This is a genomic window from Paraburkholderia sp. JHI2823 (assembly GCF_038900695.1).
GTDB classification, from domain to species: domain Bacteria; phylum Pseudomonadota; class Gammaproteobacteria; order Burkholderiales; family Burkholderiaceae; genus Paraburkholderia; species Paraburkholderia mimosarum.
This window is the reverse complement of sequence record NZ_JAYMRY010000007.1, coordinates 111,252-134,066: the sequence shown is the minus strand read 5'-3', so window position 1 is coordinate 134,066 and position 22,815 is coordinate 111,252. Positions and strand designations below refer to the sequence as shown.

Annotated in this window: 22 protein-coding genes; 7 read left to right on the top strand and 15 right to left on the bottom strand. The window is 64.5% G+C overall.

The genetic code is table 11. The features are described 5' to 3' along the window. Window positions 1-236 precede the first annotated feature (236 nt). On the bottom strand, window positions 237-1,040 hold the full coding sequence (locus VSR34_RS10875) for an SDR family oxidoreductase (RefSeq protein ID WP_342962478.1): 804 nt from the start codon (window positions 1,038-1,040) through the stop codon (window positions 237-239). Between the two features lie 156 nt (window positions 1,041-1,196). Between VSR34_RS10875 and VSR34_RS10870 the strand changes: the two genes are divergently transcribed. Further along, window positions 1,197-2,150 (top strand): GlxA family transcriptional regulator, encoded by a 954-nt coding sequence (locus tag VSR34_RS10870; RefSeq protein ID WP_028211307.1) that lies wholly within the window; start codon window positions 1,197-1,199, stop codon window positions 2,148-2,150. Between the two features lie 614 nt (window positions 2,151-2,764). Then, window positions 2,765-3,907: a hypothetical protein gene (locus VSR34_RS10865; RefSeq protein ID WP_028211308.1), complete on the top strand. Its 1,143-nt coding sequence runs from the start codon at window positions 2,765-2,767 to the stop codon at window positions 3,905-3,907. Window positions 3,908-4,019: 112 nt separating this feature from the next. On the opposite strand, the gene VSR34_RS10860 is transcribed toward VSR34_RS10865, so the two are convergent. Together VSR34_RS10860 and VSR34_RS10855 are read right to left on the bottom strand one after the other, a co-directional pair. Continuing rightward, window positions 4,020-4,289 (bottom strand): DUF4148 domain-containing protein, encoded by a 270-nt coding sequence (locus VSR34_RS10860; RefSeq protein WP_342962477.1) that lies wholly within the window; start codon window positions 4,287-4,289, stop codon window positions 4,020-4,022. 192 nt (window positions 4,290-4,481) lie between these two features. Further along, the gene (locus VSR34_RS10855; protein WP_342962476.1) at window positions 4,482-5,558 is read right to left on the bottom strand and encodes a GGDEF domain-containing protein; all 1,077 of its coding nucleotides are present in this window, start codon (window positions 5,556-5,558) and stop codon (window positions 4,482-4,484) included. Window positions 5,559-5,817: 259 nt separating this feature from the next. Between VSR34_RS10855 and VSR34_RS10850 the strand changes: the two genes are divergently transcribed. Continuing rightward, window positions 5,818-7,068 carry a serine hydrolase domain-containing protein gene (locus tag VSR34_RS10850; RefSeq protein WP_342962475.1) on the top strand — a complete coding sequence of 417 codons (1,251 nt, stop codon included), beginning with the start codon at window positions 5,818-5,820 and terminating at the stop codon, window positions 7,066-7,068. Window positions 7,069-7,244: 176 nt separating this feature from the next. Here the strand turns inward: VSR34_RS10850 and VSR34_RS10845 are convergent, their stop codons facing one another. The 10 genes from VSR34_RS10845 to VSR34_RS10800 form a co-directional block, all read right to left on the bottom strand. Then, window positions 7,245-7,901 carry a 3-oxoacid CoA-transferase subunit B gene (locus tag VSR34_RS10845; RefSeq protein ID WP_272945656.1) on the bottom strand — a complete coding sequence of 219 codons (657 nt, stop codon included), beginning with the start codon at window positions 7,899-7,901 and terminating at the stop codon, window positions 7,245-7,247. Window positions 7,902-7,909: 8 nt separating this feature from the next. Continuing rightward, window positions 7,910-8,560 carry a 3-oxoacid CoA-transferase subunit A gene (locus VSR34_RS10840; RefSeq protein WP_028211313.1) on the bottom strand — a complete coding sequence of 217 codons (651 nt, stop codon included), beginning with the start codon at window positions 8,558-8,560 and terminating at the stop codon, window positions 7,910-7,912. Window positions 8,561-8,636: 76 nt separating this feature from the next. Further along, window positions 8,637-8,831, bottom strand: a complete 195-nt coding sequence (locus VSR34_RS10835) for a hypothetical protein (protein WP_255217791.1) — start codon at window positions 8,829-8,831, stop codon at window positions 8,637-8,639. Between the two features lie 111 nt (window positions 8,832-8,942). Further along, on the bottom strand, window positions 8,943-10,073 hold the full coding sequence (locus VSR34_RS10830) for a patatin-like phospholipase family protein (RefSeq protein WP_028211314.1): 1,131 nt from the start codon (window positions 10,071-10,073) through the stop codon (window positions 8,943-8,945). A gap of 150 nt (window positions 10,074-10,223) precedes the next feature. Continuing rightward, a complete protein-coding gene (locus VSR34_RS10825; protein ID WP_342962474.1) occupies window positions 10,224-10,964 on the bottom strand; it encodes a GGDEF domain-containing protein in 741 nt (246 codons plus the stop codon). A 22-nt stretch (window positions 10,965-10,986) separates the two neighbouring features. Next, a complete protein-coding gene (locus VSR34_RS10820) occupies window positions 10,987-11,373 on the bottom strand; it encodes a DUF1987 domain-containing protein (RefSeq protein WP_342962473.1) in 387 nt (128 codons plus the stop codon). 18 nt (window positions 11,374-11,391) lie between these two features. Then, window positions 11,392-11,955: a SiaB family protein kinase gene (locus tag VSR34_RS10815; RefSeq protein WP_028211317.1), complete on the bottom strand. Its 564-nt coding sequence runs from the start codon at window positions 11,953-11,955 to the stop codon at window positions 11,392-11,394. Window positions 11,956-11,969: 14 nt separating this feature from the next. Further along, window positions 11,970-13,085, bottom strand: a complete 1,116-nt coding sequence (locus tag VSR34_RS10810; protein WP_342962511.1) for a SpoIIE family protein phosphatase — start codon at window positions 13,083-13,085, stop codon at window positions 11,970-11,972. Window positions 13,086-13,672: 587 nt separating this feature from the next. Further along, window positions 13,673-14,794, bottom strand: coding sequence for an alanine racemase (gene alr / locus VSR34_RS10805; RefSeq protein ID WP_342962472.1), 1,122 nt, complete (start codon window positions 14,792-14,794; stop codon window positions 13,673-13,675). A gap of 238 nt (window positions 14,795-15,032) precedes the next feature. Further along, a complete protein-coding gene (locus tag VSR34_RS10800; protein WP_028211320.1) occupies window positions 15,033-15,923 on the bottom strand; it encodes a LysR family transcriptional regulator in 891 nt (296 codons plus the stop codon). A gap of 102 nt (window positions 15,924-16,025) precedes the next feature. Here VSR34_RS10800 and VSR34_RS10795 point away from each other — a divergent pair, with 102 nt between their 5' ends. Next, a complete protein-coding gene (locus tag VSR34_RS10795; protein WP_028211321.1) occupies window positions 16,026-16,451 on the top strand; it encodes a VOC family protein in 426 nt (141 codons plus the stop codon). Between the two features lie 797 nt (window positions 16,452-17,248). Here the strand turns inward: VSR34_RS10795 and VSR34_RS10790 are convergent. Beyond that, window positions 17,249-17,914, bottom strand: a complete 666-nt coding sequence (locus tag VSR34_RS10790; protein ID WP_342962471.1) for a DUF2278 family protein — start codon at window positions 17,912-17,914, stop codon at window positions 17,249-17,251. A 75-nt stretch (window positions 17,915-17,989) separates the two neighbouring features. Then, window positions 17,990-18,919 (bottom strand): LysR family transcriptional regulator, encoded by a 930-nt coding sequence (locus VSR34_RS10785; protein WP_028230233.1) that lies wholly within the window; start codon window positions 18,917-18,919, stop codon window positions 17,990-17,992. 118 nt (window positions 18,920-19,037) lie between these two features. On the opposite strand from VSR34_RS10785, the gene VSR34_RS10780 reads away from it, so the two are divergent. From VSR34_RS10780 to VSR34_RS10770, 3 genes are all read left to right on the top strand, one after another. After that, window positions 19,038-20,000, top strand: coding sequence for a hydroxymethylglutaryl-CoA lyase (locus VSR34_RS10780; RefSeq protein ID WP_342962470.1), 963 nt, complete (start codon window positions 19,038-19,040; stop codon window positions 19,998-20,000). A gap of 16 nt (window positions 20,001-20,016) precedes the next feature. Next, on the top strand, window positions 20,017-21,168 hold the full coding sequence (locus tag VSR34_RS10775) for a CaiB/BaiF CoA-transferase family protein (protein ID WP_342962469.1): 1,152 nt from the start codon (window positions 20,017-20,019) through the stop codon (window positions 21,166-21,168). Window positions 21,169-21,381: 213 nt separating this feature from the next. Next, a complete protein-coding gene (locus VSR34_RS10770; RefSeq protein ID WP_342962510.1) occupies window positions 21,382-22,773 on the top strand; it encodes an MFS transporter in 1,392 nt (463 codons plus the stop codon). Window positions 22,774-22,815 lie beyond the last annotated feature (42 nt).

The following is a 22,815-nucleotide window of genomic DNA, read 5'->3' as shown; positions in this document are numbered from 1 at the left end:
GCTAGACGAATGAAGCGACGGTCGATGCCGCCGCTTCACTGATCGCGATTCGCGCCACGGCAATCGGCGGCGCTTCGATGATCTGATTGAACCGGTTCATGAACGCTCGACGATTCGCGCCCGCGTTGTCGTGACGCGTTCCGTAGCGCTCCCGTGCCGGCGGGTTCGATCGCCTCCATGGTCCCGCCGATCAACGCATCGAGCGGCATGACGTGCGGGTCGCCGCTCGTGCGGACTCACTGGGCAACGCGATAGCGCGGCGCTGGCGTGTTGGTCGACAAGTGCGCGGACATGGCGCGGCGTGCCGTTTCGAACGCGTTCCATTGCTCCACGTCGTGCAGCGAAGGAATCGTCACGGTTTCGCCGCGTTCGAAGCCGGTGAGGGCGGCGCTTACCATGTCCGGCGCGGACATGACGATCGCGCTGTCGAGATGCTCGATCGGCAGGCCGCCCGTCTCCCAGAACTCCGTGGCCGTCGCGCCGGGCAGCACGGCCTGCACGCGGATGCCTTTAGCCGCCAGTTCGTGATGCAGCGAATGGCTGAATGCCAGCACGAAGGCTTTGGTGCCGCCATACACACCGTTGAGGATTTCGGGCGCGATGCTCACGATCGACGCGATGTTGACGATCGCGCCCTGACCGCGCGCCACGAAGCTCGGCACGGCGGCATACGTGAGCCGCGTGAGCGCGGTGACGTTCAGATCGATCATCCGCGTCATGTGCTCGACGTCGCTCTCCACTAGCGGCGTGTGGGTCCCGATGCCCGCGTTGTTCACGAGCAGGGTGATCCCCCGGTCGTCACGCAGACGCGTTTCGACAGTGGCGAGATCGTCGCGGTCGTTGAGATCGGCGGCGAGCACCTCCACGGCGCGCCGCGTTTCACTGGTGATGCGCTCGGCGAGCGTGGCGAGCCGCTCGCGGTTGCGCGCGACGAGTACGAGGTCGTAGCCGCGGCGCGCGAGCTGCTCTGCGTACACTGCGCCGATGCCGGAAGACGCGCCCGTGACGAGCGCGGTGCCACGGTGAACTTGCTGGGTCATGATTGCACTCCTTGAACTGCGTGGTTGACTGGAACGTCACTGCGACGTCACTGCGTTTTGCTTCGATGTGCTGCCGTGTGGATGCATTCTGGCCTCGATTGACGATGGCGCAAATGACGTATAAGGTCGTCTTTCAGGACATGACGGGAGATGAACATGCACCGCATCGGCTACTTGCTGAGCGACGGCTTTCAGGTGATGGCGATCGCCACGCAAAGCGTTTTCGAATGCGCGAACCTCGTGTCGGGTTCGCCGTTCTACGCCATGGAGACCTACTCGGTGGATGGCGGCGAGGTGCGCTCCTCGCTCGGCATGAACGTGGGCACGCTGCCCACGCCCGCTCCCGGGCGCAGCCGCGTGGACACCTGGATCGTGGCGGGCGTGGTGGATCCGCTTGCCGTGGGCGCTTCACCCGCTGCGCTCGCGTTCCTGCGCCGCGCGAGCGGCCGGGCGCGCCGGGTGGCGGGCATCTGCACGGGCGGCTTCGTGCTGGCCGAGGCGGGCCTGCTCGACGGGCGGCGCGCGACCACGCACTGGCTCTTCGCGCGCGACATGCAGCAGCGCTTTCCCGCTGTGCACGTGGAGGACGACCGCATCTTTATCGTCGATGGGCCGATCTGGACGTCGGCGGGCATGACGGCGGGGCTCGATCTCGCGCTTGCCATGGTCGAGCGCGATCTCGGTGCGGAGGTGGCGCGCTCGGTGGCGCACAAGCTCGTGATGCATCAACGCCGCTCGGGCGGTCAGTCGCAGCATTCGGAAATGCTCGCGCTCGCGCCGAAATCCGACCGCATCCAGAATGCGCTCGACTACGCTCGCCGCAATCTGAGCCATGCGCTCACGGTGGAGCAACTCGCCGAAGCGGTGCACCTGAGTCCGCGCCAGTTCAGCCGCGTGTTTACGGCGGAGACAGGGCAATCGCCCGCACGCGCCGTGGAAGGCCTGCGGCTGGAGGCGGCGCGGCTCATGATCGAGCAGAGCACGCATCCGCTCGACGTCATCGCGCGGGAGACGGGTTTTCGGGACCGGCGGCACATGCGCGAGGCGTTCATGCGCGGCTTTGGCGTGCCGCCGCAGGCGGTGCGGCGCGAAGTGCGTGCGGCAGGGTAGGTTGGGGAAAACCGCTGTTGGTGGAGGAACCGGAGGCCAGGCTTTTCCCTGGCCGCTCTTTCATTTGTGGCGGCGTGCCATCCGATTCGCCGCCCGCGCCCCTTTCGGCTTCACAACCGCGTCTTACATAGGCGCGCCGGTCGCATGACGCGGCCCTGATGCGCCGCGGGGCGGTGCACATCGATGTGCCTGCGCATCAATTCAGCGACGGCAGCCCCAAACTCGCCTGCCCGCTTGCCGCGCTACCCTGGCAATCCGGTGAGTACTGCGACGCAGCAAGACGCATTGTGCTCCCCGGCTGGATCGATTCTGACTTTCATTCTCAACTTTTGCGCCGAGATTCAAAACTTACTAAAAGCGCGCGTTTTCTCTGCCGCCAGGTTTCTGCATCCCTACATTCATTCGCGCTTTCGAATGGAAACGATCAAATTCTTTAACTGTGCATTATGACTGCTCCTTCCGCATCCTTGCTTCCAGACAAAGACAGGGATGACGTGAGCCCCAGGTGCGATGAGAAGTCATCGAGGCGCTCGCGCAGATTCCGTGAAGCCATCGCGCGTTGATCCGGTTGACCCAGTTCACCCACTTGTTCTGCTGCTCAAAGGAGCCGACTGATGAAGAAATCGTTATTGGCCGTTCTACTCGTGGCGACGGCCGTCGCTGCCGGATGCGGCGGAGGAAACAGCTCCAGCTCCAACCCGGTTTCGTCGGCGACGTCTTCCGCTCCCAAACTGCTCGCGAACATTGCCGTGCCGAGCACGACGAGCCCTGCGTTCAGCTTCGACATCGGCTATGTGGAAGCAGGCAGGTACTATCTGTCCGACCGCAACAGCAAAGCGGTCGATGTCGTCGATACGAAATCGAACGCGCTGATCGCACAGATTCAAGGCGGCTTCACGGGCGCGGGCGCGAGCACCGATGTGTCCGGGCCCGATGGCATCGTGGGCGTGACGGGCGCACACACGCTCTACGTGGGGGACGTCGATAACGTGAAAGTAGTCGACACTTCTGCGATGAAAACGATCAAGACCATTCCCATCAGCACGTCGGGCTCGCGTGTCGATGAGGGCTGCTACGATCCCGACGACCATCTCATCATGTTCGCGAGCCCGGGCGACACGCCGCCGTTCGTCACCTTCATTTCGACCACGACGCAATCGATCGTGATGAAGATGCCTTTCAACGGTTCCTCGGGGCTCGAAGCCTGCGTGTACGATCGGGCCTCGAAGAGTTTCCTGATCAATAACGACGGAACCTCCGCGAACCCGGACGGCGAACTCGACGTCATTACCGCCGCTTCCGTCACGTCCGGCGCGCCGGTGGTGAGCAAGGCGTTTCCGCTTGGCAAGTGCGGTCCGTCGGGCATCGCGCTCGGTCCCAACAGTGACGTGCTGATCGGCTGCGACCCGTCCGCAGGCGACCCGCTCATCACGCTGATCCTCGATCGCAACACGGGCACGCAGCTCGCATCGGTGCCGTTCGGCGGCGTGGACCAGGTCGCTTACGATCCCGCGTCGAATCGCTACTTCCTGCCGGCGCGCCACTATGTCACGAGCGGCACGGCGGCGGCGTCGGGCTTTACGCCGACGATGGGTGTGATCGACGGCACGACGCGCAAGCTGCTCTATACGGTGGCGGTGGGAACGGGCGCGCACTCGGTTGCCATCGACAGCACCCTCGGTGAAGTCTACGTGCCGTTCCAGCCGGGCTCGGCGGCGTTCCCGAATGGCGGCATATCGGTGTTCTCGACGCAGTAGATCGAGCCAGCGCAGTATTTCGAGCCAGAAATGCAACCGGCCCGCCATCGCACACCGCGATGGCGGGCCAGCAGAAAACGGCCGGATAGAGGGGGCCGGTCAGCCCCGCCGCTTACTGCGCGGCTTGCCCTGCCTGCGACGAACCGGTGTTCACGCCGCCCACGGCGCTGTTTTGCGCAGCGACGCGAGCTTCCGCAGCCTGAATGTTCGCCGGGTATTCATTGGGATTCGAGCGTGCCGGGTTGAAGCCCGCCTTTTCGACCTGAATCAGGTCCGCACGGACCTGGGCGCGCGTCAGGGGCTGGTTATTCGACTGGGCGAACACAGCCACAGGAGCGGCAAAAGCAGCAGCCATCACAACGGCTTGGACGAGCGATTTCATAACTTTACCTCCGGATTGACTTTCTTCTTGAGCTGCGTACGGGGTTGGTTGCAGCGGTGAAGTCAGTGTAGGAGGGGTAAAGGTCAGGGTAAATACCTAAGAAACGAATTCACTGTTGTGGCCATATGAACAATTCGGGCACAGCCATGGCGAGATGCGCCGGTTTCCTGAACGCGGCAGGCGTCGACGCGCTCAGGCCACACCCGGCACGACGCCGACCATGTCGACGAATTCCGTCTTCCCCATGCCACGCGATTTCGCCCGGTACATGGCGCTGTCCACGGCGCGCATGAGGGTTCGCGCATCGAGCGAGCGGCTGCCGGTGCCCTCGGTGAGCAGGCATACGCCGATGCTGCAGGAAACCGTGACCGGATAGCCGGCAACGGTGTCCATATTTGCGAGGATCGCGTGGATGCCATCGGCAATGGTGAGCGCATCCTGCTTGTCGTAGACGCGCCGCGCCAGCACGACGAACTCGTCGCCGCCGAGACGCGCGAGCGTGTCTCCCCGGCGCATGCGGCGAACCAGTGCCTCGGCGAAGGTGCAAAGCAGCTCGTCGCCGACCGCGTGCCCGAAGGAGTCGTTCACCTCCTTGAAGCCGTCGAGGTCGACGAGCAGCATGGCGCTGCGTTCGCTTTCGCCTGCGCGTGTAAAGAGCGTCCGGCCAATGGCTTGCTCCAGTCGCACGCGGTTGTAGAGTCCCGTGAGCGGATCGGTCGACGCTTGCCGTTCGAGCCGTTTGACGAGCACCGCCAGATAGATCGACGTTGCCGCGATGCTCAATCCCACGCCGAAGGCGGCCGCGACGTTGGCGCGCCACCACGGTTGCCATTGCGCCAGGCCCATCAGGCCGACGAGCGCCACGCCGCAGGAAAGCGCCAGCATGCGCTGGCCATAGCGGCAGCCGGCGCCGACCAGAAACCAGAACGCGACCCACAGGAGCGGCAGCGCGGCGGTGCCGCCCACGGCCAGCGCGGCGGTCACGATGGCCTGATCGGCGATTGTGGTGAGCGTGAGGCGCACGCGCGAGCGCGCCGGCGCGATCGTGAGCGCAACATAGGTGGCGACGCCGAACGCCACATAAGCGGTGACTGCCAGAAGCGTCGCGTAGACGTGAGCGGATCGATAGACCGAGCTGGCAACGAGGTAGGCAAGAAGCACGACAGAGCCGAGCGAGATACGCAGTAGCGCCTGCTCTTTTTCCGGGTCTCTCGGCAATGCGCTAAACAATGCTTTCCCGGGCCAGGAATGCGTATCCGTTTCGCCCATGGCAACCACCCCGCTCGAATTCTGGATTTTGTCGCCCGGTAGTGTACCCCACGGATATGACGTATCAAGGCGCATCAGGATGCGCAACGCCGCCTGCGTGCCGCACTCTATGCCGATTGCATGGACTGGACTCGCACGGTGCGTTGAGGCGTGCCGGAGAACGCGCGGCAACATTGCGCCGAATGATCGATACTGTCGCGCGCATTGGAAAAAATTCGTCTGTTCGAAACTGGCTCGTCAACCCGGTCAAGGAGGTGTCATGAGCAGGGAAGGTCTGGAAAAGCAGGGCATGTCGTATGAACGGCTCGCGCGCATCGAACGTTTTCTCGACGACAACTACGTCGCCACCGGCACGTTCGCCGGCACTGTGACCCAGGTGTGGCGGCGCGGCGAGCTTGCGCTGAACTCGGTGCTCGGTCTCGCGGACCGCGAGCGGCAGATTCCGATGGCCGAGGATTCGATCTTCCGCATCTACTCGATGACCAAGCCCATCACGTCGGTGGCGATCATGATGCTGGTCGAGGAATGCAAGATCGCGCTCGACGACCCCGTGAGCAAGTACATCCCGGCATGGGAAAAGCTCGGCGTGTACGCGGGCGGCTTCATGGAAAGCTTCCAGACGCGCGCGAGCGCGCGCCCCATGCGCGTGGTCGACCTGTTGCGGCATACCTCCGGGCTCACCTATGGGTTTCATCAGAACACCAACGTCGATGCGGCCTATCGCAAGCTCAAGGTGGGCGAACTGGCGACCGCCGGCACGCTGGACGACATGGTCGACAAGCTGGCCACGTTGCCGCTGGAGTTCTCACCGGGCGACGCATGGAATTATTCGGTGTCCACGGACGTACTCGGCTATCTGGTCGGCAAGATCAGCGGCATGCCGTTCGAGGACTTTCTGAAAGCGCGGATCTTCGAGCCGCTCGGCATGACCGACACGGCGTTTTACGTGCCGCAGGAGAAGGTGTCGCGCTTCTGCGCGTGCTACGCCATCGGCGCGCTCGGCTCGAAGGTGGTCGCGCAAGGCCCGACGCTGCAGGACGATCCCCACACGAGCGCTTACCGCGAGCCGCCTTCGTTCGTCTCGGGCGGTGGCGGCCTCGTCTCCACGGCGGCGGACTACATGCGTTTCGCGCGCATGCTGCTGGGCGGCGGCGAGCTCGATGGCGTCCGGCTGCTCGGCCCGAAGACGGTGGAGCTGATGACCGCCAACCATCTGCCGGGCGGCGCCGACCTGCCGCGTCTCTCGCGCTCGATGTTCAGCGAAGCGAGCTACGAAGGTGTGGGCTTCGGGCTGGGTTTCGCCACGACGATTGCGCCCGCATCGACCCTGATCCCGGGCAACGCGGGCGACTTCTTCTGGGGCGGGGCGGCCAGTACGTTCTTCTGGGTCGATCCGCGCGAAGACATGATCGTGGTGTTCCTCACCCAGCTCCTGCCTTCGACTGCCTGGCCGGTCCGCCGGCAGTTGCGCACGCTCGTCTATAGCGCGATTACCGACAGCGTGGGTTGAAGCTTGCGACGCAAAGTTGCTCGTCTGCGCACAAGCCGCGCTGCGAGATGCCGATACCGCTTCGAGCGGCAGGAACGCGCTGGGGTGAGGTCATTTTTCCGCAGCGATAGCGCGTCCCTGGGCCAGAGACCTTGCGTCCCACTCGTCGCTGGCGATGCTCTGGCATCGAACGTCCCTCAGGCAAGCTGCATTTCAGGTACGTGGTCCGGGACGATCAGCGCGGCGGAGGTCGCCGCGCGGATCTCCTCGACCGACACGCCTTGCGCGCGCTCGCGCAGCACGAGGCCCTCATCCGTCGGCTCGATCACCGCCATATCGGTGATGATCAGGTCGACGCGTCGCGTCGAGGTCAGCGGCAGCGTGCATTCAGGGACGATCTTCGCCTCGCCCCTGGCGCTATGCTGCATGGCGACGATCACCCGCCGGGCGCCGGTCACCAGGTCCATGGCGCCGCCCATGCCGGGCACCATCTTGCCGGGCACCTTCCAGTTGGCGAGTTGCCCCGCCTCATCGACCTGCAGCCCGCCGAGCACCGTCACGTCGAGGTGGCCGCCGCGGATCAGGCCGAAGCTCATGGCGCTGTCGATCGACGCCGCACCCGGAACTGCGGTCACAAACCCGCCGCCGGCGTCGGTCAAATGCGGGTCCTCCATGCCCTCGGGCGGACGGGCGCCGAGGCCGATCACGCCGTTTTCGGCCTGGAAGAACACGCCCTTGTCGGCGGGAACGTAGTTCGCCACCAGGCTCGGCAGCCCTATTCCCAGATTGACCAGCATCCCCGGCTCGATCTCGCGCGCGACGCGGCGGGCGATCAGTTCCTTGGCGTCCATGATGTGCCCTCCTAGCCGCGAATGATGAGATGATGGACCAGAACGCCGGGCGTCTTGACCGCATCCGGCGTGATGACGCCCACCGGCACGATGCTCTCGGGCTCGGCGATCACCGTGCGGCCGGCAAGCGCCATGATCGGGTTGAAGTTATGGCCGGTCAGCAAATAGCAGAGATTGCCGACATAGTCGGCCTGCCAGGCCCCGATCAGCGCGTAGTCGGCCGTGATCGGCGGCTCGACGAGCCACGTCTTTCCCTCGACTTCGATTGTCTGCTTACCTTCTGCGGCTTCGGTCCCGAGGCCGGTCGCGGTCAGCACGCCGCCCAGTCCCATGCCGCCGGAGCGGATGCGCTCGACCAGTGTGCCTTGAGGGACGAGTTCGCAATGGATTTCGCCTGCCATCATCTTCGCCTGCGTTTCCGGATTGAGGCCGATATGCGAGGCGACGACGCGGCGGACGGCGCCGGCGGTGATCAGCTTGCCGATTCCCCTGCCGGGGAGCGCCGTGTCATTGGCGATCACCGTGAGATCCCTTGCGCGCCGTGCTACGAGCGCATCGATCAGCCTCTCTGGCGATCCGACGGCCATGAAGCCGCCAATCAACAGGCTCGCGCCGTCGGGGATCAGTTCGGCAGCTGCACCGGCTTTTAGCGCGCCCTTCATGCTGCGGCTCCTTATGAAGCGCCTGCGGCCGCACGGGCGGCGCGGGCGATGACCAGATCTTCGCGGGTGCGAACGATCATGACGGTAGTACGCGAGAACTCCGGGTTTTGTCGATTTCGATCCCCGTCCAGCCGAGGCGCTCGCAGACCCTGCGGCCGATGATGCGGCTATTCTCACCGATGCCACCGCATAAGACCAATGCGTCAATTCCGCCCATGACAGCGGGCATTGCGCCGAGTTCGCGCTGCAAGCGGAAAACGAAATGGTCGATGGCGCGATGGACGGCGGCGACCGCCAGTCAGGTTCGTTGTCGTCAATCGACGGGAGCGATTCGTCCAGATGGGGCAGTCTCCGGTTCGCGCCTGCAATAACGTTTTCCGTTTTACCCTTCGTCTGCAGTGTAAACGCACAACCCTTCTATCGGATCCATGGGCGCTTCCCATGGCTTTGCGGCGATCGCGCGCGTGGCGGCCTCGTAGCCCGCGCGCCTGCGCGCGGCAATGCCGGCGGGGGTGAAGTCGATATCTTTCAGCTGGTCGTCGCCATCGAGCCGCGGCGCCGCGAGCTTGATGAGGCGCATGGTGGTCTCGCAGCCCCAGGCGGCAAGCGCCTCGACATCGGGCGAGTCGCGCTCGGCTTCGGGCACGCGTTTCGCGAGTTCGCGGATCACGTGGCGCAATCGGTGTATCTGCTGCTGACGTGCGATATGGCTTTCCGTGCGGCTTGCGTACTGAATGTCCTTCTGTCGCTCCGCGATCTGCCAGATACTCTCCGGCTCGGGGCCGGCCGGATTCCACACCTGCGCCGAAAAGATGATCGAGCTCCTGCGCGGCTTGTCGTCCAGCACGACCTCGACCGGCGTATTGGAATAAATGCCGCCGTCCCAGTACGGGTCACCGTCGATGCGCACGGCCGGGAACGCGGGCGGCAGCGCGCCCGAACTCATGATGTGCTCGACGTTCAGGCGCTGGTCGCGCGTATCGAAATAGCGCATCGCGCCCGTACGGGCGTTCACGGCGCCGACGGTCAGTCGTGGGCGCCCGGCGTTGAGCCGTTCGAAGTCGACCAGCGAAACGAGTGTTTCGCGCAACGGCGCGATCCGGTAGTAAGACGCGCGATCCACGCCGAGGCGCGCGAGCGGCCCGAACCACGAAGCCGGATTGGGCTGGAAGAAGCCCGAAATCCCGCCGCCGATGATCATCAGCTTTGCAAACGTTTTGTCCCACCCGGGCGCGAGACCGGGCCATGAAGCCGCGACGTCGAGCCGGGTTCGGTCAGTGACGCGATGCCAGAATTCCTGCAGACGTTCGAGGCGGCGCTCCGGAGAATTTCCGGCGATCAACGCCGCATTGATCGCACCAATGGACGTGCCGATTACCCAGTCCACCTCGATGCCGGCTTCGTGCATCGCTTCGTAGACGCCGAGCTGATAGGCGCCCAACGCGCCGCCGCCCTGCAAGACGAGCACGACTTGCCCGGGCAATGCCAGGTGTTGCGGCCGCTTCGTTGCCATCGATCGCCTCGCTGATCTTTTCGTCGACGCGCGTTTTGTCTGGAATATGCCTGCGCGTGGCGACTTTATCCGCACCATTGTAGTAGCGTTGAGCGAAGCGAAAACGCATACCGGACAAGCGGCGCGTGGGCGAGCAAATCCACAGCCCTTTCAACTCGCCGATGCGATATGTCCTTCGAATGTCACGCAGTTCCGGCCAGCGCGCTTCGCGGTGTACAAGGCGGAGTCGGCGAGTCCATAGGCGGTGTCGAAGTCCGTGCCCGCCGGATTGTCGCTCGCGCCGAAGCTCGCCGTGATGGGGCGGTTCACCGGGGCAGGGAACGTGTGGCTGGCGATGGTTGCGCGCATGCGCTCGGCTAGTTGCAGCGCCTCGGCGATTTCGAAGCCCGGCAGTACCACCGTGAATTCCTCGCCGCCAACGCGCCCGATAAGGCCCGTTTCGCCGAGGATTCGCCGAAGGCAGTGCACGATGCCGGAAATCACGGCGTCGCCGGCAGGGTGCCCGAAGTCGTCGTTGACCTTCTTGAAGTCGTCGATATCGAGCAGGATCATCACCGCACGATCCGCGCGCAGCGCCTTCGCCGTGCGTTCGATCACGGCGCTCCGGTTGAGCACGCCCGTGAGCGCGTCGTGCGTCGCGCGAAATTGCAGCTGCTGGGTCAGCGCCTGCATCTCGCGCTCGGCGCGATCACTGCGCCGGATGAGGCGCCGGGTCTCGCGCATCAGGCGCTCGTAATGCACGATGAGCTCGGTCAGCGCCTCGTGATAATGCTGCGCGTGCGAGTCAGCATCCGCGGCGATCGCCCGGGCGCGCGCCAGCGCCTCGCTCTCGCTGCGGAACAGCTCAAGAGAATGATCCTTCGATGTGTCCCGCAGGGCAGTCGTTTCCACGCGCGTAGTCCTCAAGGCCTGCTCAGGTCGCAACCGGGCAATCGTTGAACTTGATTGACGTAAAGTCGGTTTGCAGTTCTTCGCCGAATTCGAGGATCGTTTCGTCTTCTGCGTCGCGATACCAGTTCACCTGCACCTGGTTGCCCGCCGAAGCGGCGCGTTCGAGCGCGTCGAACACGTTGAACAGCATCTTCGTGCTCGAGCTGTTGAAGTACGTGAGCGTCACCTCAACCGTGATCGCGGCGTTTTTGCAGGCCTTGAGCCAGCCATTGAGCCGCTCGATGACGGGCGCATAGAACGCGGCGGCGTTCTCGGGATACGACTCGCCTCGCAATGACAGCACGTTTTCGTCGAAGCGGAAGTCGATTTCCGGCGACGTTGCGGTGGCGGCGATAAAAAGGTTTTCCATCTTGTTCGCGTGCCCTGGTCAGATGATGGTCTTGAGGCAAAACAGTGTGGTGTCCGGGTCGCCTTCGCGTGGATGAAACGCGAATTCGAGCGGCGCGCTGGCGTCGCGCGCCATCGTCAGAAATCCCAACCCGGCGCCTTTGCTGTCGGGCGGCGCTTCGGCGCGCAACGACATCTTGTAGGCCTCCTTGATTTCCTCGATCGACATGTTGCGCAGCGGCTCCAGTTTCTCGCGTAATGCGTTCACGGCGCCCGCGGCGACGGGATTCACGCACACCATGAGATGACGCTCGCCCTCGGCCGAAATGCACATCGCGCCTTCGCGAATCGCACCGCCTTGCCCCTGATCTTCGGACAACGCGTCGCACGAGTAGTGCACGATGTTCTGCGAAAGCTCGATGAACGACGAGAAGATGCGTCTGCGTGTCGACGTGCTCAGTCCCGCGACTGCGAGTTGCAGCTTCACGACCTCGCTCATCGCGGCGACGATGCTATGCGAGAAATAGCCCTTGTGATAGAAGAGCAAATTGCGCTTCTGGGCGATTTCGAAGAAGCAGCAGTTTTGATCCAGAATGCCGGACATGGTGTTGGACTACCTCAAACTCGTGCAAAGAAAAGCGTGACATCGTCGCGGCGCGTTTGCGAGCCTTGCCATTCGGCGAATGTCTCGAGCAGGCGTGCGCAGATGAAAGGAGCGGTGTTCTCGCGCTCTGCAAGAATCCTGTCGAGCGCGCGGCGTTTTCCGAATGCGATCTTGCGTGGGCCGCCGATCTGGTCGGTCAGGCCGTCGGTGGAAACGAACAGCAGGCTGCCCTGCGGCAACTCGACAGCGTGCAGCGCCCATGTGTAATCGGCGAGGCTGTCTACGTAGCCCACGCCCATGCGTTCGCCGGCAATGGTGTCGAACTGCGCCGCGTCGGGGCGCAGCACATGGAGCGCGACCCGCGCGCCTGCAAAGTGCAGGACCCGGCTGGCGGCATCGAACCAGAAGAACGCGGCGTCCAACCCGTCGTTGGACTGCGGCGTGTCGCCCGCGCCGTTGATCTGGCCAAGCAGCCCCTTTACGTTGCGGTTCACGGCCGCAAGCAGTGCCGAAGGGTCGCGCGGACCGATCTGTTCGAGCGCCTGGGAGAGCGAAGCCGAGGCCAGCAGGGTCATGAACGCGCCTGGCACGCCGTGGCCCGTGCAATCGGCCACCGCGCCGAACCAGCCGTCGGCAAATGCAGCGAAGTGATAGAAGTCGCCGCCGACCACGTCGCGCGGTTCCCAGACGAGCGCCGCATCGGGCAGCGTGTTGGAGAGCGTCTCGCGCGAGGCGCGCAGCATGGCTTGCTGGATCACGCTCGCATACTCGATGCTCTGCATGATCTGGCGATTCTTCTCCGCCTGCATTTCCGCCACGATGGAGAGCAGACGCAGGCCGTTGCCCACGCCGGCGAACCGGCCGTCGCGTGTCACGATGAAACCATCCACGAGCGCCTTTTCGCCCACTTCCACCGTCTTGAAGGTGAGCGCTTCGATGCTCATCTCCGCATCGACGATCAATGGATCCTTGTCCATGAATGCGATGCAGCTCTTCTTGTCATAGAGTTCGCGATGAAACGGCTTGCTCATTTGCGACATGAAAATGTCGCGGTTGATCAGCCCGATGGGACGATCGTTTTCGATCACAGCGAGGCTGCCCATATCGCGCCGTGAATAGAAGATCTCCATGACAAGGGCGTTCGGATCCGCGGCGTCGACGGCCGGAACTTCCAGAGCCAGTTCTCCGGCGCTGCGCGGACCTGTGGAAAGTCCCGGACGACGAAACTGCGCGAGCGCGGGGTGCATGCCTATCCATTCCGATTAATATGGAGATTAAGCACGCTAATGGCTCTTTATGTCATTTTCGTTACATGGAGAGGAGAAAGACTTCGAGTCGGCTTGTTTAATACAACGTAGCGATCAATGCATCGCGCGCTAACGTTTGCGCGACACTATTGCTTCAGTTGCTGGACATTTTGTCGCGAGCACGTGTTCGCGCGTGCAGAGCCCCTCGCTTGCGCAGACCTTGTTTTTCGAGCGGCCGATCGCGAACGTACGTCCTGCGTGGTCGAAGCGCGTCAGTCTTTTTGGTTGCACGCGCAATGGGGCAGGCTTCGACGTGGTCTGGGAACCGGGCGTGCTACCTGAGGAAAAGGATCGCGCTGCTGCCGCGCGGCGTGCGATGCGCCGCGCGTCTCAACGCAGAAAATAAATGATGCCGGGCCCGGTCTCAACCGGAAAGTTGATGAATCATCCTCAGCAGACTTGCCAGGCGGTCAGGCAGCGACGTGCTCCCCACGCTTGTCTGCAGCCGGCGCATCGGCTGCATCGTCCGCAACGACGACCGGCACGCGCCGCGCGAGCGCGCACATCAGCTCGTAGCCGATCGTGCCCGACGCTTCGGCGACTTCGTCCACGCGCACCTGATCGCCCCACAGCTCGACGCTGGAGCCGATGCCCGCTTCCGGACAGGGCGTGAGATCGACGGTGAGCATATCCATCGATACGCGGCCCACCACGCGCGTGCGCACGGCACCTACGGCGACCGGCGTGCCGGTGCGTGCGTGGCGCGGATAGCCGTCCGCATAGCCGCACGCCACCACGCCGACGCGCATGGGACGGTCGACTGCGAACGTGCGGCCATAGCCGATCGTTTCTTGAGGTGCGAGCGTCTGCACACCGATGATGCGGCTCGTGAGCGTCATGGCCGCGCGCAGGCCGAAGCCTTCGATGTGGCGCGCCACGCCGGTGGGCGATGCGCCATAGAGAATCGTGCCGGGCCGCACCCAGTCGCGATGCGCGCGCGGATGCCAGAGCAAGCCCGCCGAATTCGACACCGACTGCTCGCCGGGCAAATCCTGCACGGCTGCGTCGAACGTGTCGAGCTGCCAGTCGACCTGGCCTTCGTCGGCGTTCGCGAAGTGCGTCATGAGGCCGATCGCGCCGATCGAAGGCATGGCGCGCGCGCGCTCCCAGGCGGCGCGATACGCGTGAGGGCGGAAGCCCAGGCGGTTCATGCCCGAGTTCATCTTCAACTGGATATCGATGGGACGCCGCGGATTCGCCGCCGCGAGCAGATCGAGCTGCTCGTCGCAATGCACGGCCACCGTGAGACGGTGCGCGACGGCCAGCTCGACGTCGGCGGGTTCGAAGACGCCTTCGAGCAGCAGCAGCGGTTTGCTCCAGCCCAGCTCGCGCACGCGCACGGCTTCATCGAGATCGAGCAGGGCGATGCCGTCCGCGCCGGCGAGCGCCGGGTAGATCCGCTCTATGCCGTGTCCGTACGCGTTGGCCTTGATGACGGCGAAGGCACGCGATCCGGAGGCGATTTGTTTCGCAAGCTGCAGGTTGTGACGGATGGCATCGGGCTGGATGCGGGCAGTGATGGGGCGCGGCATAGGCATTCCTCTGGGAGAGTCGATGCGGTCTAGTGGTTTGCGCAATCGTATTGATTATTGTCTAGTTATTTTTAATGTATTTTTTCTGGATTTTGGTTGAAACGACTGCTCTCAACCCGGAGGCGCGTCGCCGCCGGGCGTGGCGGCAGGCTCTGTCGTCAGAAGGCTTCTAGCGGCGGACGCCCTGAAGGGAGTTGTTCTGGTCTGCTAATGTGCGTTTTCAGCCCGCCATGCGCTTTTATCGATCCGCGCTTGCGTTGTGCTCACTGGCGCGCGCTTCGATCAACTGAACCAGAAGGCGCGCCGGGTCGCTCAGCGTGCCCGGCGCGCGATGCACGAGCCCGACGTCGCGGTGAAACGTATGCTGCCCGAGGTCGATCGCCCGCACCGAGGCGGGCCATTGGCGCCACGCCGATGTCTGCGGCACGAGCGCGACGCCCAGGCCGTTCGCGACCAGCCCGACGATGGCTTCGAGCTCGTCGAGCTCGCTCACGTCCTGCACCGTGCAATGCATGCGGCGCAGGAAGCGGTCCACCTGGCGCCCGCCGAACGACGCGCGGTCGTAGCGGATGAACGGCTGGGTCGCCAGCAGATCGGCCCAATCGCGACCTTTCACGCGACGCGGCACGATGAGCCGGAACGGTTCGCGAGCGAGCGTGGTCCAGCGTAAATCGCTTTGCAGTGCGAAGGGTGGACGGATGATGGCCGCCATGTCGATGTCGCCCGCATCCACGAGATTGTGCAGTTCCATCGAAACCCCGGGAATCACGCGCGTGCGGCAGCCGGCGCAACGGCGATGGAATTCCGCCAGCGCGTCGGGCACCAGCGAGCGTTGCACGGAGGCGATCGCGCCGAGCGTCACACGCCCGCTCGCCGCGGGGCCCGCAGCGCTCGAACTGAGGTTCTCATAAAGCCGGATGACCTCCCGCGCCTGGGCGAGGATGTGCTCGCCCATCGCATTCAGGCGGGCGGCGCGCCCCTCGCGGTCGAACAGCGCGAAGCCCAGTTCCGCTTCGAGGCGCTGCATCTGCGCGCTTACGGCGGCCTGAGTCAAACCGATTTTCTGGCCCGCCGCGGCGAAGGTGCCTTCGCTCGCTACGGCAACGAGGGTTCTGAGTTCGCGGATCATTCATCAATAATATTTGTATATCAAGAAATTATATATTGATTTCGTTTTTGCTTTGGCCTGTCTACCATGACAGGATCGCTTTCGGACACAGTGGAGACACGCATGTCGCTTTCGCCATTTCACCTCGCCATTCCCGTGTACGACCTGCCGGCCGCGCGAGACTTTTACGGGCGCGTTTTCGGTCTTGCGGAAGGGCGCTCCAGCGCGCAGTGGGTCGATTTCGACTTCTTCGGCCATCAGCTCGTGATTCACGAGCATCCAAAAACCGCCTCGCAGGAGAACGCTCACACGAATCCCGTGGACGGCCACGACGTGCCCGTGCCGCATTTCGGCGTCGTGCTCGGCTGGAGCGAGTGGGAGGCGCTGGCCGAGCGCCTCAGGACGTTTGGCGTGCAGTTCGTGATCGAGCCGTATGTGCGCTTCAAGGGTCAGGTGGGCGAGCAGGCCACGATGTTCCTGCTCGATCCGTGCGGCAATGCACTCGAATTCAAGGCATTCAAGGACATCGGCCAGCTTTTCGCCAGGTAGGCGCGGATCGCCGCTGTGCGATGAAGACGCTGGCGGGGAGCCGAACGGCGGCTCCGCCACGAAGGTCCTCGGCCTGCTGCGAAGCGCTGGGTAGCTTCATCCAGGCTGCACAAGAACGATCAGGAACGCTGACTATCTCCTCGCACGAAACGCAGCGGCATGCGAACGCTAAGGCTGGTTCCAGCGAAAGCGGTCGCTGCGCAAGGGCGCGCCTTCATCGTCGAGCCTCTCATTGCCAGGCGGGACCGCTTCGAAATACGACTTGCCGTGTTGCTGCGACTCGGTGTGCATCGTCGCGCGCGAGATGCCCAATGGGATGGACGAGGGCGAGGGCGGAGGCCAATGCAACGTGGCAGGCGCCATGCTCTGGGGGGAGGGCAGATCTGCTTTTTCGTTTGCCGGAGTCACGCCCATGGCCCATGCGGCGGGGGCCGAAGCCAGAGCGATTAGCGCGGAGAAAATAGCGGGTTTCATACGCGGTGAGCACATGAATGGGCGAACTGGGCCTTTATTTTATGTCGCATTGTGACGTATTTCCAGGGGCCTGCGCCGCCCGTGGCGCGCATCGTGCGACTGGCAAAATATCCGGCGATTGACGACAATTCGCGTGCTAAGCGAGCGCGGATCGCAATTCTTCGTTAATTTTGAGCGAAATTTAGAATGGATTTCAGCAGATTAAACGACTCGAATTCGAAGATCGCTTGTGAGGGTTTCCGCCTGAACGGCTGCATGAACGCGCGCGCAAACGCGGGCGCATTCCGGCGACGGATGTGCCCGCGCGGCCTCTACGTTGACCTTCACGACATCGGCCGGGCATCCTGCGTGGGGTTGCCGAGATCGTCAGTCGGCACGTACTGCTTGTCGAAGGCCGCCACGTACAAGGCCCATTCGGGATCGCCGAGATCCACCAGTAGTGCGCCGTCCTGCCAGATGTCGTTGTGGTCGTTCGCATCGTCGCCCGCGCGGTGGATGAACCCGCCCGTGGAACCCTGGTTCATGTGGACGTCGTGCATGCCGCCGCCTTCGCTGAAGAAGCGGCCGAACACGTACACGTCGAGTGCAGACTGTTGCGCGCGCAACAGAAGGCGTTCGAGCGAGGCGACGGGTTCCACGTGGCTGGAGCCGTCCATCACGTCGCTGTTGCGCCACGCGCCCGTGTTGGCGAGAAAGTCGCTGCGCTGGAAGTCGATCGCGGGCAGCACGGCGGTGCCGGTGAGATCCGTCGAGCCCTCGGCGGCATTGGCGAGCGTGGGGAGCGCGGCGTGATTGAAGTCGAACACGAGCTTGTACTTGAGCAGGTCGTCGGCATCCGTGGTGCCCACGTTGACGGCGATGTCCCATTGGGCGCCGTCCACCGTTATGCCGAAGTGCAGATGATATTGAACTTCGTGTGGTCGCCGCGTGGACTTCAATTGCGGTGCGGTAGCAATCTTCGCTTTAACGTAGCCGTAAGGTAGGGCCATCGCGCGCTCCTCGCAGTTGGGGTGGGTTCGCCATTGTGGCGCGAGAAGATGGACTTGCGCTTCCAGGGTGCGCAGTCACCCCTTGCTCGTTGCGCTGCGTTTTTTTTGCGCCGCCCGCTCCACGAGATGCTCGACCATGCGTTGGGCCGCGGGCTGCAGCGTGTCGAACGCACGAAAGCAGACGATGAAGCGGCGCCGCGCCCAGGCGTCCGAAAGCGCGATGGTGCGCACATCCATGATGCGCCGGTAGGTCGTGCTCACCTCCTCGGGCACGACGCTGATGCCGAGATTCGCGGCCACCACGCGAAACGCGGCGTCGAAGTTCGACACCACCGCACGGTAGGCCACCGTGCGCCCGCTGCGTGCCGCAGACTGCCGCAGCATCGCATGAACCGCAGTGGAGGGCGCAAGGCCCACATGCTCGTAATCGAGCGTCTCCTCGAACGCGATGGTGCGACGCTTCGCAAGCGGGTGCCCGGGATGCACGGCCAGCACGAGGCGGTCTTCACGCCACGGGCGCGACTGCAGGCCGCCAAGCTCGACCTTGTCCCAGCACACGCCCAGCGAAGCCGCTCCGTCGCGCACACGCTCGACCAGTTCGTGCGACGTGCGCTCCTCCACATTGACGCGAATGTTCTGATAGGCGGGCAGGCGCATGAACACGGCGAGATCGTCGAGCAGCGCCTCGGCGATCGCGGAGGCCGAGGCGCACACGTTCACGCTGCCCGAGAGGCCGCCGCCGAGCGCGGCAATGTCGCTCGCGGCGCGCTCCAGCGTGAAGATCACGCTGCGTGCGTGTTCCAGCAGCGCGGTACCGGCAGCCGTGGGCTGCACGCCGCGGCGCGAGCGCGTGAGCAGCGGCACACCGAACTCGCTCTCGAGCTGGGCGATGCGCTTGCTGATGGCGGAGGGCTCGATATGCTCCTCGCGCGCAGCGCGGCCCATGTTGCCATGTTCACAAACGCTCACCAGCAAGCGCAGGGTCTTGAGATCGATGTCGCGCACGGCGTCTCCTAACGGTGTTTCCGAGATGGAATCATGGGGCTTCCAAAATACCGCTTTATGCATTTCGCGGAATGTCTAAAGTTAGCACATCGCTGGAGACAACAACGGAGACACCTTCATGCCCCCTTTGCCGCAATGGGCCCACGCGCGCGCCGTGATCCGCGAGGTCGGCTTGCGCGACGGCCTGCAAAGCATCGCGACCGTGCTGCCTACGGACCAGAAGATCGAATGGATACGTGCGGCGCACGAAGCCGGGCAGCGCGAGATCGAGGTGGGCTCGTTCGTGCCCGCGCGCCTCTTGCCGCAACTCGCGGACACCGCTGAACTCGTCGCATACGCGAAGACGCTTCCGGACTTGTTCGTCTCGGTGCTCGTGCCGAACCTGAAGGGCGCCGAACGCGCGCTCGAAGCGCAAGCGGACCTCATGCTCGTGCCGCTTTCCGCGAGCGAGGCGCATAGCCTCGCGAACCTGCGCAAGACGCCTGAGGAAGTCGTGGCCGAAGTGGCGCGCATGCGTGCCGCGCGCGACGCGAGCGGCGCGAAGACGCTGATCGAAGGCGGCATCGGGACGGCCTTCGGCTGCACGCTTCAAGGGCGCGTGGAGCCAGCGCAAGTGCTGCGCTGCATGCAGTCGCTGCTCGATGCGGGCGCGGACCGGGTGAGTCTCGCCGACACCGTAGGCTATGCGAACCCCGCCGCCGTGCGTGCGCTTTTTGAAGCCGCCCGCGAGATCGCGGGTGAGCGGCTCTGGTGCGCGCACTTTCACGACACCCGCGGCCTCGCGCTCGCCAATGTCTATGCCGCGCTGGAGGCGGGCCTGACGCGCTTCGACGCCACGCTGGGCGGCATCGGCGGTTGCCCTCATGCGCCGGGCGCGAGCGGCAACGCAGCGAGCGAAGACCTCGCGTTCATGCTCGCCGACATGGACATCGACACCGGCATCGACATCGAACGCTTGCTGGCGCTGCGCGCGCGCGTAGGGCAGTGGCTGGCGGGTGAAACCCTGCACGGCACGCTTTGGCGCGCGGGCCTGCCTAAGACGTTTCGCTCTGCGTCCCGCTCCACGAATCTGTATGCCTGATTAGTTAGAGATCCATATGAACACTGTCAGCCGGCTTCCGCTCGAAGGCGTGCGCGTCGTCGAATTCTCGCACATGGTCATGGGCCCCACCTGCGGGATGATTCTCGCGGACCTGGGCGCCGAAGTCATCAAGATCGAGCCGCCCGGCGGCGACAAGACGCGCAATTTGCCAGGTCTTGGCATCGGCTTTTTCCGCTCGTTCAACCGCAACAAGAAAAGCGTGGTGCTCGACATCAACACCGAGGCCGGGCGCGCGGCGGCCGTCGAGCTGATCGGCGCTTGCGATGTGGTGCTCGAAAACTTCCGCCCTGGCCTCATGGAAAAACTCGGGCTCGACTATGCCACGCTCTCGCCGCGTTATCCGCGGCTCATCTACGTCTCGCACAAAGGCTTTTTGCCTGGCCCGTACGAAAAGCGTCTCGCGCTCGACGAAGTCGTGCAGATGATGGGCGGACTCTCGTACATGACCGGCCCCGCCGGGCGTCCGCTGCGCGCGGGCACGTCCGTCAACGACATCATGGGCGGCATGTTCGGCGCGATCGGCGTGCTGGCGGCGCTGCGCGAGCGCGATGCGACCGGGCGCGGCCAGGAGGTGCAAAGCGCGCTGTTCGAAAACTGCGTTTTCCTGAGCGCACAGCATATGCAGCAGTACGCCATGACGCACGAGGCGCCGCCACCCATGCCTTCGCGCGTTTCGGCATGGAGCGTGTATGACGTGTTCACGCTCGCACAGGGCGAGCAGCTTTTCATCGGCGCGGTGAGCGACAAGCAGTTCATCACGCTATGCGACGTGATTGGCTGCCCGCGGCTCGCCGACGAACCGCGCTTCGCGAACAACGCGCTGCGCGTGGCGGCGCGGCCCGAACTGCTCGCGCGTCTTGCCGACGTGCTCGCCACGCATCAGGTGGCCGAACTCACGCCGCGCCTCGAGGCGGCCGGCATACCTTACGCGCCGATCGTGCGCCCCGATCAGTTGTTCGACGACCCGCACCTGAAGGCGAGCGGCGGATTGGCGCCCATGCAGACCGACGATGGCGGCATGACCGCAGTCGTGCTGCTGCCGCTCCTGATGGGCGGCCGCCGCCCCGGCGTGCGCCAGCCGCTTGCGCGCGTGGGCGAGCACACCGAAGAGGTGCTGGCGGGCCTGAGGACGCACGCCGAGCCTTGAGCCGGCGCGCGGCACAGAGGTGCCACGTTTCTCGCTTGGCGATTCCCCCGCCGGGTTGACTTGATGGTTGCGCGTGCAATGATCCGCAAGAAGTTCGCACGCGCCGCGCGCACACCCGGCTTCCACAAGAAAGACGCCCAGCGAGGCGTCGTCACGGAGACAAACATGCAACGAACCATGGGGGCGGAGGAACCGCTCGACGCCGTCACGGCCATGCCAGCAGGCAATCGCGCCGCGGCGGCGCTTTCCGCGCGCATTGACCGCTTGCCCGCCACGCGGCAACTCTGGATGCTGGTGACGCTGATTTCGCTCGGCGGCTTTTTCGAGGTCTACGATCTCATCTTCACGGGCTACATCGCGCCTGGCATGGCGAGAAGCGGCATGCTGCAAACCACCACGCACGCATTCTTCGGCTTCAACGGCATCGGCGCTTTCGTGGCCGCGACGTTCGCGGGCCTCTTCGTCGGTACGTTCTTTCTCGGCTGGCTGCCTGATCGATTCGGACGACGAAGCGTGTTCACGTTCTCGCTCCTCTGGTATTCGGCGGGATCGGTGGCGATGGCGTTCCAGCACACCTCGCAGGGGCTGATCCTGTGGCGCTTCATCACGGGAATCGGCGTGGGCATCGAAATCGTCACGATCGATAGCTACGTCACCGAAATGGTCCCGCAGCAGATGCGTGGCCGCGCCATGGCATGGAACCAGGCCATCATGTTTTCGGCCGCGCCGATTTCGGCGCTGCTCTCGTGGTGGCTCGTGCCGCAGGCGCCGCTCGGTCTCGACGGTTGGCGCTGGGTCGTGCTGGCCGGTTCGCTCGGCGCGGCGCTGGTGTGGTTCGTGCGGCGCGCCGTGCCGGAGAGCCCGCGCTGGCTCGTCTCGCACGGCCACACGGAGGCGGCGGAGCGCGTGATCGCGCAGATGGAGCAGCGCGCCGTGCGCGAAAGCGGTGCGGCCTTGCCGGAGCCCGCGCCCACGCCCGCGTTGCCTGTGCACCGGCGCGCCTCGCTCGCGGAGCTCTGGCGGCCGCCGTACCGTGCGCGCCTCATCATGCTGATCGCGTTCAACCTGTGCCAGGCCATCGGCTACTACGGTTTTGCCAACTGGGTGCCCACGCTGCTGATCGGGCAGGGCGTGACCGTGACGAAGAGCCTGCTCTATGCTTTCGTGATCGCCATCGCGTTGCCTTGCGGGCCGCTGCTCGCGATGCTCGTGGCCGATCGCATCGAGCGCAAGTGGCTCATCGTCGGCTCGGCGTTCGCGGTCGTGGTGTTCGGGCTACTGTTCGCGCAGGCGCGCGGGGTGGCCGCCCTCATTTCGCTCGGAGTCCTGATCAGTCTCGCGGGGCAGACCATCTCCGTGTGCTACCACGCCTACCAGGCCGAACTTTTTCCCACCGCGATCCGTTGCAGCGCCAATGGAATCGTGTACTCCGCGAGCCGCGTGGGCGCGATGATGTCGGGATTCGTCATTGCCGCGCTGCTGCGCGACTTCGGCGTGAGCGGCGTGTTTGCGGGCATCACCGTGTGCATGGTCGCGGTGATGGTTTCCATTGGCGGGTTCGGGCCGCGCACGAATGGCGTAAGGCTCGAAGCGCTGTCGGCGTGAGGTAAGGAAAGCGGCAGGCGTTGCGCGCCGGTTGGTGCGCAA